8 protein-coding genes are annotated in these 12517 nt (G+C 41.8%); 3 read left to right on the forward strand and 5 right to left on the reverse strand.

Translation table 11 applies throughout. From position 1 onward, the window contains the following. Positions 1–26 precede the first annotated feature (26 nt). On the forward strand, positions 27–698 hold the full coding sequence (locus WKR92_RS12645; protein WP_375558195.1) for a hypothetical protein: 672 nt from the start codon (positions 27–29) through the stop codon (positions 696–698). 78 nt (positions 699–776) lie between these two features. On the opposite strand, the gene WKR92_RS12650 is transcribed toward WKR92_RS12645, so the two are convergent. The 5 genes from WKR92_RS12650 to WKR92_RS12670 form a co-directional block, all read right to left on the reverse strand. Continuing rightward, a complete protein-coding gene (locus tag WKR92_RS12650; protein ID WP_375558196.1) occupies positions 777–1394 on the reverse strand; it encodes an outer membrane beta-barrel protein in 618 nt (205 codons plus the stop codon). A 244-nt stretch (positions 1395–1638) separates the two neighbouring features. After that, on the reverse strand, positions 1639–2469 hold the full coding sequence (locus WKR92_RS12655) for a universal stress protein (RefSeq protein ID WP_375558197.1): 831 nt from the start codon (positions 2467–2469) through the stop codon (positions 1639–1641). A 60-nt stretch (positions 2470–2529) separates the two neighbouring features. Then, complete coding sequence (locus WKR92_RS12660; RefSeq protein WP_375558198.1) at positions 2530–5694, reverse strand: efflux RND transporter permease subunit; 3165 nt, start codon at positions 5692–5694, stop codon at positions 2530–2532. Positions 5695–5720: 26 nt separating this feature from the next. Beyond that, positions 5721–6884 (reverse strand): efflux RND transporter periplasmic adaptor subunit, encoded by a 1164-nt coding sequence (locus tag WKR92_RS12665; protein ID WP_375558199.1) that lies wholly within the window; start codon positions 6882–6884, stop codon positions 5721–5723. A 10-nt stretch (positions 6885–6894) separates the two neighbouring features. Beyond that, complete coding sequence (locus WKR92_RS12670; RefSeq protein WP_375558200.1) at positions 6895–8241, reverse strand: TolC family protein; 1347 nt, start codon at positions 8239–8241, stop codon at positions 6895–6897. 531 nt (positions 8242–8772) lie between these two features. Between WKR92_RS12670 and WKR92_RS12675 the strand changes: the two genes are divergently transcribed. Both WKR92_RS12675 and WKR92_RS12680 read left to right on the forward strand, forming a co-directional pair. Beyond that, a complete protein-coding gene (locus WKR92_RS12675; protein ID WP_375558201.1) occupies positions 8773–9702 on the forward strand; it encodes a helix-turn-helix domain-containing protein in 930 nt (309 codons plus the stop codon). A gap of 10 nt (positions 9703–9712) precedes the next feature. Further along, a complete protein-coding gene (locus WKR92_RS12680) occupies positions 9713–12496 on the forward strand; it encodes a carboxypeptidase-like regulatory domain-containing protein (protein WP_375558202.1) in 2784 nt (927 codons plus the stop codon). The last annotated feature ends 21 nt before the right edge of the window (positions 12497–12517 follow it).

A 12517-nucleotide genomic window follows, 5' to 3' on the forward strand; every position in this document is an offset into this window, starting at 1 on the left:
CATTGGTGTGAATCAATCGTTACGCTATGATGAATAAAGCTTCGAGGCAATTGTCCGCAGGATGGCTTATTGCTGTACTTTTAATAACCACTGCGTGTTCAAACCAACAACGAAATGGAATGGCAGATGGAACTAACGCCGAGGATGCCGAACTAATCGACAGCAATCAAATCGACACAATCGTTGTAAAGTTCACTGATCAGCCGATTATCCGTGTGGTTGCAGGGAACTCAATTGGCGATTTTCTAATTGATCAAGAAGTAGAGGAGTCGAATTTGTTCAATCGCCTTGGAGAGGTAGATAGTGCAGATGCTGCGATGTGTAAAAGTTGGAGTATATGGTATTTGGAAGACAAAAACACTCCAGCACATCCTGTAGCTGAGTTTGATGTGTATTCGGCCTGTGATGCAGAAATCGATATGAAAAAGTCAATTCAGGTTATGCGTCTGAATGAAGTTGATTTCGAGATGGATAATGGTATTTCATTTGGTGACGATTTATCTATTATCAAAGAGTCCTATCCAGATGCTGTCGAGCTTTCGTTTACAGATGCATTAAGCGATACGATTGTTCGGGTGTATGACGACGTGGAAGCAGGTATTGCATTTGAGTTAAGAGACGATGAAGTGCGAGCTGTTATCGTTCACGTCCCTAATCAAGGGATTGAAAATATGTATTTACCGTTTTATAAACAATAAAGTAGTCGTTTTTTTAACAAGCATGGGGTCTTCTCGATATATCAAGAAGACCCCATGCTTGTTTTTGTATATACTTTCCTAGAAGTAGAAATGGATACCCAAAGAAGGGGCGAAGAAATCGGCTCCGAATGAGAAGCTGTCATAACCTGCACCTTCGACTGTATTGCCGTCTCCGTCTTCAATCGAATAGTTGTTGTACGAAAGTCCGTTAACTGCAAATTCAAGACCTACTTTATCGCTAGGGAAATAAACGAAACCTGGTGATAAAGCTACACCTATGGAAGTCGAGCTACCTGTCTTGTCTCCGGTTTCTAGGTCTTCATTGATGGCTTTAACTGATCCGAATGCCATAGGCACCGATAGTTGTCCGAAGAACTTGAAATTGTTAGCAATCGGAGTATAGTAACGACCGAAAGGAGCTACCACGAAAGCTTCTGTTTTACCTACATTGCTCGCTTCATCTAATCTCGAAGTTTGGTAACCTATTCCTGTCCCGATAGCGATGTTGTCATCAACAAAATACCCAACATTAGGAGCTACTGAAAAATCGTATGCCGAATTTGCACCGGATGCGTCCGACTTAACCGTGTTATAAGAAACTGTACCGCCAAGGATGAAATTTCCTTTGTCTGTTTGTGCTTGAGAGGTTAATACCACTCCACCTAATAATGCGATTGATAATAATAATTTTTTCATTTTTTATCCTTTTAAATTTAAACGATTCGAGGGTTCAATCCCTCGTTTGTTGCAACAAAAGTCTCTATATTTCGAAGCTGTTGCAAGGTCAATTTATCGGTATAAATGGTCTAAATGTCGTATTAAAGTGAATCTGAAATTAGCATGACAATTCTCCGTATAACATTAAAAAAGCCCCTTATTTGATGTTATAAGGGGCTTTGGTTCTATGACTACTTGAAAGTCAGCGGGTTGTAATCTGGGTCTAAACTTCCGTGCCAATCGGTATGGACAATAAGGGTATCTCAGTCTGTGACGCCATCACTCTTGTTTTGCTACGGTGGACGATTGATTTCCAAAAACCATAGCGTTGGGGAACCATAATTAGCAGGTCGGCATCGATTTGTTTTATCTCGTTTTGAATCTCATCTATCACCCTCTCAGATTCAATATTTTTGTAGGTGTGCGACACATCTTTAAGACCAGAATCAATGTTGTCGATCGCCGATTGTTGTAAGTCTTCGTCTATCGACCGTAATTTTCGTTGAACATGAAACACCTCAACCTCAGCGGCTGCGGCACGCGCATATAATCTGATTCGTTCCAAAATACGGATATTGACACCACGTAGGAAGTCGACTGCGAAAAGTATCTTTCTGACAGGCTTATATTTAACCCCAGGAGGGATAGCTAATACCGGCAGTTTATGCTGCATAATTAAAGACGTCGTAGTATTTCCAAAAAGCTCTTGACCGAGCGAATCCGGTGCCGTTCCCATTATGACTATTTCCGCATCATATTCAGCAAAAATCTTTTCAATCTCCTCGTCGACTTGTGAAAAACGAGTTTCATATCGCACTTTAATCGAATACTTTCTTGAAAGCTCCTCGGCCTTTTCCTTTAATAACCATTCGTTCTTCTCCATTAACTCATTGAATACGGTAGCCGGGAGGCGAGCGTTTGATACATGTAAAGGAATGTGGTAGGCGTTGAACAGAAGCACATCGGTGTCGAAAATTGCTGCTGCGAAACATGCATACTCGACGGCATTGTCGGCTTCTTTAGAAAAATCGGTGGCTGCTATGAACGTTTTCATGTGATTGTTATTTAAGTGTCGACCCCATGATGAAGGGATCGACACGATTATTTATCAATCTTAATGCAGTTTGTCAGCGTGATCTTCTGGGTTGTAGTTCGCTTGAAGTTCTGCTAACTTCTTTTTACCGTATGCTATTCTAGTAATAAAGACAAATAGTACAGGTACAACAAATATAGCAAATAAAGTAGCGATTGTCATACCCGAGGCTACCGTCCAACCAATGGTCTGACGCGATACGGCACTAGCGCCAGCCGAGAAAATCAAAGGCGTTACACCTAAGATAAAGGCTAGGGAAGTCATGATGATCGGGCGTAACCTCAATCTTACGGCTTCCAGGGTTGCTGCGATTAGCTCCATGCCCATGTCTACACGTTCTTTTGCAAATTCAACAATTAAAATTGCATTTTTTGCAGACAAACCAATGAGTGTGATGAAACCGACTTGCGCATAGATATTATTATCCAAGTGAGGTAGAAATATTAAAGCCAAGATTGCTCCGAACATCCCCAAAGGTACACTCAGTAGGATAGAGAATGGGACCGACCAACTTTCATAGAGGGCAACCAATAGGAGGAAAACAACAACGACGATTAATGCAAAGATAGTCGTTGTAGCATCTCCGGATTCCTTTTCTTGCTCACTGAGTCCAGAAAAACTGTAGGAGTAGCCACTTGGTAAAGATTGAACGGCAGTCTCCTCTAAGGCAGTCAAGGCATCACCACTACTATATCCCTGCATCGCACTACCACCTACTTCGATCGACCGGAACAGGTTGAAGTGATTAATAATGGAAGGATTTTCTTCTTTATGATAGGAAACCATCGTACTTAGTGGAACAGGTGTTCCCTGCATATTGTTTACATAAAGATTGTTTAGGTTCTCGATGTTTGCTCGGTATGAGGTGTCAGCCTGTGTCACCACTCGGAAATTACGCCCAAAGCGAGTGAAGTCGTTTACATAACTACTACCAAAATTGCTAGCGATGGTACTATATACGGAGCCGATCGATACACCCATTCTCTTAACCTGATCACGGTTTACCTCTACTTTATAATTCGGTGTCCTTGAATTGAAGAGTGTATAGGCCATGCCAATTTCAGGGCGCTGATTTGCAGCTCCGATAAACTGTCCCGCTATGCTCTCAAAATTCTTAATATCTCCGGTTTGTTGTTCTTGAATTTGGATCGTAAACCCACCGCTGATACCCAAGCCGGGAATAGGAGGAGGTTGTACTGCCAGAAGCATACCTTCCGGATCAAGTGCAAATTCCTGAGATACACTGGCCAGCACCTCAGCTACCCCTCGTTCACGTTCACCCCAAGGTTTTAATTGTACGAAGAATGTTGCCGAATTGGATTTGAATGCACTGTTCAATATATTAATTCCCGTAATCGCCGTAACACCAGATATTTCTGGGTTCTTCTCTCGTACGGTTTGAGATACGCGGTCGACAAATGCTTGTGTTCTAGCGGTTGAGGATCCTTCAGGTAAAGAAGCACCCATAATGAATACACCAGCATCTTCTGTTGGAATAAATCCCGATGGTTTGGCAGAAAACAAGCCGATCGTTCCAACATAGATACAAATCAATACGATTAATACCAAAGGCGTTTTTTGTAAGCACCATTTTACGTTATCGGAATAATTTCTAGTTACTTTTTCAAACCATCTATTAAATCTGTAGAACCAACGGTTTATGCCTTTTGCTTCTTTGTTGAGTTTGCTTGGTCGCAGTAACATAGCACAAAGTGCTGGTGTTAACGAGAGAGCAACAAATGCAGAGATGAGTACCGAGATGGCGATTGTAATTGCAAATTGCTGATACAATTGACCCACCATACCGGGGATAAAGCCCACCGGAATAAATACCGATGCTAAAATCAGGGCAATTGCTATCACCGGAGCGGTAATATCTTTCATTGCTTTCATAGTAGCTTCCCGAGGAGATGAACCCTGGTCGATATAATGCTGGACGGCCTCGACGACGACAATGGCATCATCCACCACAATACCAATCGCCAAAACAAAACCAAACATGGTCAGCACATTCACTGAAAAACCTAAGACCGAGAAAAAGATGAAGGTACCGATAATGGAAACCGGTATCGCCAGTATCGGAATAAGAGTCGCCCGCCAGCTTTGTAGGAATACGAATACTACGATGGTTACCAAGATAATAGCTTCAATCAGGGTATGTAATACTGAATTGATCGACTCATGGACAATGGATACAGTTTCATAACCCACGATATAATCCAAGTCTTCTGGGAACGACTGTTTCAGTCGCTCCAAAGCTTCATAAATACCTTCGGCTGTTTGTACGGCATTTCCCCCGGGCGTTTGCATAATCCCCATCATGGCAGCTACGTCATCATTAACTTTTGCACTAATGTTATAAGCAAACTGTCCTAATTCAACTCGTGCTACATCTTTCAAGTAAACCGGTGAGCCGTCGGTATTCGTTTTGACGATGATATTTCTAAACTCTTCTTCAGTTGAAAGAGCGCCATCCAAGATTACCGAATATTCAAAAGTTTGGCCTTGTTGCTGTGGCGGGCCGCCAACGCTACCGCCCGGCATTCGGTTGTTTTGTTCTTGGATAGCAGCCGTAATTTGTGCCGGCGTGATTCCCATTGACGCCATTTTTCCAGCGTCCATCCATACACGCATACTAAATGGCTGCCCGAAGGCCATAACATCACCGACTCCCGGCACACGCATCATCTCATCTTTAACATAAAGGTTGGCGTAGTTGGCCAAGAACTGTTGGTCGTATGTACCGTTCGGTGAAATTAACCCCAGTACCATAAGCATGTCGCTATTCGCCTTCTTGGTAACTACACCGAGGCGTCTAACAGGTTCAGGTAGAGCCGGCTCAGCAATTGCAACACGGTTCTGTACATCTAAGGCGGCGATATCGATATCGGTTCCAACCTCAAAAGTTACAGTAATGCTGGAGCGACCGTCAGCTGTACTCGATGAAGTGATGTATTTCATTCCCGGAGTACCGTTGATTTGACTTTCAATAGGTGTCGTAACCGTTTGTTCTACGGTTTGTGCATCCGCACCCGTGTAGTTGGCTGTAACCGTGACGGTAGGAGGGGCAATGTTTGGATATTGACTGATGGGCAGTCCCGTTAAGACAATGGTGCCGACCAAGACAATCAGTATCGATATAACGATGGCCATGGCCGGTCGTTTTATAAATATTTCTGATATCATAGTATTTTGCTAATTAATAATGGAACTTAGTTGCTGGGTGTAGTTGCCGGAGCGTCCGTCACATTGCTATCCGCTTGCTTAGCTGGTTGAACTACTGCACCCGGACGTAGTTTCATAATCCCTTCTGAAACAATAACATCCCCTTCTTTCAATCCTTCTTTAATAACAATCATTTGGCCAACTTGCGGACCTACTTCAACAATCTGCTGGTTGACTTTGCTACTATCGCCAACGACATACACTGAGTATTTGCCGAGTTGTTCTAAAACAGATTTGTGTGGAATTACCAATTGCGGCTCACTGCTTTTGTTAAGAACCGTAACATTACAGTTCATGCCCGGTATCAAGGTTCCGTTAGGATTTGGGAAGCTAATGCGAACGGTAATTGTACCCGTATTTGGATCAACAGCACGGTCGATGGCGTGGATACGTCCATTTAATGCATAGCGATTTCCGTTTTGTTCAATCGAAAAGATCGAATCGCTTACCGTTGTACTCGGGTTCTTCTGTAACTCAACGAAGCGAGCGATGTCGCGTTGGTTCAACGCAATATCTACTGCGATAGGGTCATTGGTAGATACCGTGTTTAAAAGCGTTGATCCCGGCGTAACTAACGCTCCCAATTTCACTTGTGAAATGCCAATGGTTCCGGTCAGTGGTGAAACAATCACCGACTTTCTGTAATTTGCTTCCGCAGATGCTAAACTAGCTTCGGCTGCGGCTACTTGTGATTTAGCATTAGCTAGGTCTGTTAATGCATAATCGACTCGCTGTTGGGCGATCGCTTCTTTTTTCGCAAGATTGGTATAGCGCTCCGCATCTTTATCAGCCCGTGCCAGATTTGCTTTCGCTACTTCTAAATTTGCTTTAGCAGAATTGAACGCTGCTTGGTAGTTGGTGCGGTCAATTTCATAAAGACGTTGACCTTTGTTTACTTTCTGACCGTCTTGAACAAAGATGCCAGTGATATACCCGCCGACTTCTCCGCGTAACTCAACTTCTTGTAAAGGTACAACCACTCCTGGATAGGAATCCGGAACGGTTACAGATGACTTTTCTACAGTAAATGTAGCTACGGGCATAGGAGGGGGTGCCGACTGTTGTCCACCACCTTGTTGTGAGTTGCCACATGATGCAATTAATGCAGTACTCAAAAGTATAATACCTGTTTTTATGTGATTCAAGTTCATTTCTAATATATTATTGGTTTAGTGAAACAGTGCCTAGTGCCTGCTGTACATCCAGTTTAGACGAAAGCAAACTATATAGTGTGTTTAGATAATTTAATTGTGCGGTACGCAGAGCGGTTTCGGATGTCATCAAATCGAGATACGTTTTAATGCCTTCGTCATATTGAAGTTTAATGGTATTATAAACCTCTTCAGATAATTTGACATTTTGGTTGGCTACTTTCCAATCGTTCAAGTTTGCTTTGTAGGATGCCATCGCGAGTTCATATTGACTGTTGATTAGATTCTTAGTATCCTCAATATCAAGTTCTATACGTTCCTCAAGTAATTGTGACTTTTTGATTTCCTGGATGCGCTTAGTTCCCGAAAAAATAGGAATACTTAAGCGTAAGCCAACAACGGAACTTGGGAACGATTGTTTGTATAGTTCGCTGAATTGGTCGTGGTTATAAGCCCACCCATAGTTTATAAAGCCAGATAAACTCGGCATAAACTGCAATTTATTATAGTTTGTGTTTATCTCTTGTAACTGTTTGCTGGTTAACAATTGTCTGTATTCCACACGGTTCTGGTAATTCAGTACTTCAGTGGTGTCGAGCAATACATTACGTTCCATTTCCTGTCCGTCAAATGAAAGAGTTAGGTCCTTTGTCGGCTCATAACCAATTAATGATTTTAAGAACGCGTATTTGTATTTTAAGATTTCCTCTGTACGTTTTTTGTCCGCCTTAGAGTTGCTTAAGCTGATTTGCGCTCGTTGATAGTCGGTTTTGTCGACCAAGCCTACGTCAAACTGTGCCTTAGCGTCTTGGAATTGCTTTTCCAGACGTGCAATATTTTCCACAATAATTTGCAGTTGCTCTTGACTTGTTAGGATATCGTAATATGCTTTACTAACTTCTACAATGGTGTTAATGCTACGGTTCTCAGTGTTCAAATCGTATTGCTCACGATAAAACTTCGCAGACTTTGACGCTTGGATAAGACCTGCATTTAACAACTGTTGGTCAGCCTGTATCGTCAAGCCCGATGAGTTCTTTGTGCCCATCGTAATATAAGTCGTTTCTCCGCCCATGGTTAAGGGGCTCACCGCCTGCTTTAAATTATGGTTAAAGTTGGCGTTCGCACTGACTTGTGGTAACCAACCAGATAAGGCCGAGTTTATTTCTCTTTCGCCAATCTCTTCATCGATTAATGCCTGCTTCATTTTTGGTTGGTTTCGTAAGGCATATTCTACGAGTTGGGGCAAGGTGGCATTACTTAGACTGCGGCCTTCCGTAGTTTGAGCCTTTAATATTCCAGGTATTAGCAGGAATATAATACCTAAAATACTGAAACTGCGTTTAAAGATTTTCATTCGTTATGTTTGATTTGATATTAAAAAACGTACACTAAAATTATGGTCTTCATATCCAGTGATTCGCAAAACATGCGCAAAGTACGGTACAAATGAGCCGTTAAAAAAGGGTTCTTTATCGTTTATTTTGGTCTATATGTCGTATTTGTTTTTAAATTAGATTTTGATGACATTTGAAAAAAGATGTCATACATAAATTGCCATTTCAACCAAATTGCCATGGGTTGAAAACCTTATCTTTGTGAAGGTTTATATAAAAGGAAGCATCGCTTATGAGATTATATTTAATTTACTTAGTTGGATATAAGCTTATAACGACCGCTTATGACATTTCGTATAATGATCTAATAGGAAATGATCGCTGTATTTATGACATTGCAAAAGAATGTGTCGGCAAAGATTTTTCTGTAAAAACGACCAATAAAAAGATGTCCGATTCTAAATGTTATAAGAAGTTAAAGTAAAAGACGTCTAGGTCTTTTATGGTCAATTGTAGTTTGTTGCAACTGACTATATTTTAATGATATAAAAATGAAAACAAAAAGCGAAGAACAGAAAGCAAAGCAAATTAGTCAACTTGCTGACTTAGGACATGATCGACATAAATTTTTACATACCGTATTGGATGGTTTTGTCGTTATTGATAAGCACGAGATCAACGCGGACGATGAGTGGCTGCGGAAAAAGGTAGTTAGTCGCCGATCTGAGCGAATATCAATATTTATTGTAACCGATGGACACGGGAAGATTAACCTCGACATGCGGGATTATGACATTAAGAAAAATTCCTTAGTGGTGATTTCTCCGACAACCATCATGAGCATGCTCCCGGTTGAGACATCCTATACACTATCGGGAGTTAGCTTTACGATCGATTTTATGGCGGAAGTGGGTATGCCAGAAAATGGCTCCGACGTATTCGCTTTTTTTTCCAGTCGTTTCTCCCCGGTCTGGAACCTAGAGGAGGAGGATACTCAATTGATTATCGCCTTGATTGGTCGCTTAATTGAACGCACAGCTCAATATGCAATTCATCCCTTCGGTAAAGAGATTCTGATACATAGTTTCTTTATTTTTTTGTATGAACTTGGTGCTATGGCTCAAAAGTATTCCCAGATGACCCGGATGAATTTCACGCGACAAGAAAGGCTAATCATTAAATTTGGTAATCTCGCACGCGAGCAGTTTAGAGAGGTTCGTACGGTAAAGAAGTATGCGGACCAACTAAATGTATCAGCAAAGTACCTCAGTGAAATTGTCAAAGAATTTTCTGGTAAGAATGCTAGTGAAATTATAAATGATCTTGTTATATTGGAGGCAAAATTTTTGTTAGGTCGATCCGAATTAAGTATCGGTGAAATTGCTGATAATCTCAATTTTAGTGATCAGTCCTTTTTTGGCAAGTATTTTAAAAGACACACCGGTATGTCTCCAAAAGCCTACCGAGAGTCTGAATTTTAAATTCCCTTAGATGAAGTACCTTAGATTTGCAGTCCTATTAATAATCGCCACCTGTTTTTTTGATAATGCTTTTGCGCAGCTTGATAAGATCCCCGTGGGTCAGACATTAGGAGAACCGAAGAAAGTTGAAGAAAAACCCGTGGTGTTAACAGACAGTATCGCGGTTACTGCGCTCGTTGAAAAAAACAACGAACTTATCACGAACGTTCCCTCAGAGAAAATCCATATTCATTTCGATAAACCTTATTATGCTGTGGGCGATACCATTTGGTTCAAAGCCTATCTTACTTCGATACAAAATATTCCATCACCCCTGAGTAAGATTGTTTATGTTGACATTATTAGTGAAAAAGATTCACTGATGGAAAGTGTCATGTTGCCTGTTATTAATAGCAGCGCACATAGCAGTATCCCTCTAAATCACCTCAACTATAAGCAGGGGAATTATCGAATTCGCGCTTATACGAAATGGATGTTGAATTTCGACGAATCATATTTTTTTCACAAGACGCTGTTGGTCGGAAATTCAATTAACAAGGATATTCTAACGCATATTACCTTCAATAGCGACCGAAGCGACAAGTCGGTTAAAGTTAAGGCAACCCTTCAATTTAAAGATGAACAGAACCTTCCCTTGGCAAATAAGCGTGTGGACTGGGAAGCGCTGGTCGATTTCGATCGGGCAGGCCGAGGCCGGGGTAACACGAACGCACAAGGAATCTTGACCGTAGAATTTAACAGCTCCTCTGATGTCGATTTGAGTCGCGGAAAACTAATCACGAATATCGAACTGGATAATAAAACTGTTGAAACTGTCTTTCCTTTAGAAAAAGCGGCTCCAAAAAAAGATGTTCAGTTTTTCCCTGAGGGCGGTGATTTGATAGACGGCATTCCGACGGTTGTCGCATTTAAGGCGATTCAGCCGGACGGTCTGGGGGTTTCTGCTCGTGGCGAGATTGTTGATTCAAAAGGCGCGAGCATCGCAACGATAAATTCCCAGCATTTAGGAATGGGGAAATTTAACATGACGCCGAAGCTAGGTGAGACTTATTTTGCCGAGATGACTTTTGCAGATGGAAGCAGTGCCACCTATAGTTTGCCGGAAGTTAAGGCTGAGGGAGTGACGCTCACCGTAGACGGTAAAGACCCCAATAATTTGAGAATATTGATTCAAATGAACCCCGCTTTTGTAGAAAAGAATAGAAATAAGGGCTTTTATGTGGTCGGTCGTAACGGTGGTGTAGTTTACTATGCGGCTCAAAGCGGGATACGAAACACCGAATTCTCTTCTACCATACCGAAGATGAATTTTCCATCCGGAGTTGTTCAGTTAAGTGTGCTGGCATCAACGGGTCAGACACTCGCCGAGCGTCTAGTGTTTGTTCGGCGTCCCGATACTTTAACCATGAACCTAACGGCAGATAAAGAGTCGTATGGTCCGCGTGAGGCCGTAAAGATGGCACTCGATATTGGAAATACAGAACAGGATTCAAGTCTGGGTAATTTCTCAGTATCCGTTATCGACGAGACAAAAGTTCCGGTAAATGAAGATAAAGAGACCACCATATGGAGCAGTATTCTCTTGAGTTCGGAAGTTCAGGGTTATATTGAAAAACCCAATTATTATTTTCATGATGTCAATGAAAAGAAGCTAGAAGATTTGGATCTTCTGCTCATGACTCAGGGTTATCGGAAATACAAATACAGCGATATTGCCCTCGGAAAAATGCCTAACATTCGGATGTTGCCGGAACAGAGCTTGACAGTTTCAGGCACCATTAGACGTGCCGATGGTATGCCTTTGGCAAATGGCCGACTTTTATTGCAGATTCCTGAAAATTCGTTTTACAAAGATGGGACTACAGATGATCAGGGTCGGTTCAACTTCACCAACCTTGCATTTAAAGACTCCTTACAAGTAGTTATTAATGCACGTAACAATTTGAATTCTGAAAACTTAATGATTATGGTGGATGGGGAACCTTTCCCGACCATAACAAAGAATATAAATAAGGCAGATGAATTGCTTAATATCGATAGTGCTTTGCAAACCTATTTAAAAAACAACCGAATGATGAACAGTACGGGTTTCTTGTTGAGAGAAGTGGAGATCGAAGCCCGGCAGACCAGAAAACCTAGCCATCGTGACCATGCTGCACTGAGTGGTTTAAGCATGATGCCAGACTATACGATCCAAGGAACAAATCTTGGTGGTTGTAATAACCTGTTGAATTGTGTTTCGGGAATGATGGGTTTAACCTATGTCGATAATATGTTGTACCTAACCAGTGTGTATAACAGTGGAGGGCGAGTACCGGTTGAAATTTACGTAAATGGCATGCCGGTAGATGTTACCTATCTATATGGTGTTCAGCCCTCGATGGTTGAGTCTATTGAGATCTTTAAAGACGACGGCTTGACAGGCATTAATCAGCGCTCAAATACCATGGGGGTAGTGGTTGTCAACATGAAAGAAGTAAAAACCCAAAAACTAACTGCGCAACAGATCAAGGAACTCTTCCCGCCATCCAATATGCTAACCTTTAATCCAAAGGGCTTTGCAGAGGAACGACAGTTTTATGTTCCTAAATACAGCGGCCCAAGAACCTCTTTACAGTCGCAAGACATTCGTACTACCATTCATTGGAATCCGATTTTGCTAACGGATGAAAAAGGGCATGCAGAATTTGAGTATTATACGGCCGATGATCCCGGCACGTATCGGGTGGTTGTGGAAGGATTAGACGAGAACGGATCCTTAGGAAGGAAGGTCTATCGTTTCCAAGTCAAGTAAATTAGAAAAGCTCGATACTAA

This window comes from Albibacterium profundi (genome assembly GCF_042159835.1).
Taxonomy (GTDB): Bacteria; Bacteroidota; Bacteroidia; order Sphingobacteriales; family Sphingobacteriaceae; genus Albibacterium; species Albibacterium profundi.

Excerpts from the sequence above, each read along its gene's own strand:
- WKR92_RS12670 (WP_375558200.1), bottom strand. The coding sequence starts at position 8,241 with ATGAAAATCTTTAAACGCAGTTTCAGTATTTTAGGTATTATATTCCTG.
- WKR92_RS12675 (WP_375558201.1), top strand. The coding sequence starts at position 8,773 with ATGAAAACAAAAAGCGAAGAACAGAAAGCAAAGCAAATTAGTCAACTT.
- WKR92_RS12645 (WP_375558195.1), top strand. The coding sequence starts at position 27 with ATGATGAATAAAGCTTCGAGGCAATTGTCCGCAGGATGGCTTATTGCT.
- WKR92_RS12655 (WP_375558197.1), bottom strand. The coding sequence starts at position 2,469 with ATGAAAACGTTCATAGCAGCCACCGATTTTTCTAAAGAAGCCGACAAT.
- WKR92_RS12650 (WP_375558196.1), bottom strand. The coding sequence starts at position 1,394 with ATGAAAAAATTATTATTATCAATCGCATTATTAGGTGGAGTGGTATTA.
- WKR92_RS12665 (WP_375558199.1), bottom strand. The coding sequence starts at position 6,884 with ATGAACTTGAATCACATAAAAACAGGTATTATACTTTTGAGTACTGCA.
- WKR92_RS12660 (WP_375558198.1), bottom strand. The coding sequence starts at position 5,694 with ATGATATCAGAAATATTTATAAAACGACCGGCCATGGCCATCGTTATA.
- WKR92_RS12680 (WP_375558202.1), top strand. The coding sequence starts at position 9,713 with ATGAAGTACCTTAGATTTGCAGTCCTATTAATAATCGCCACCTGTTTT.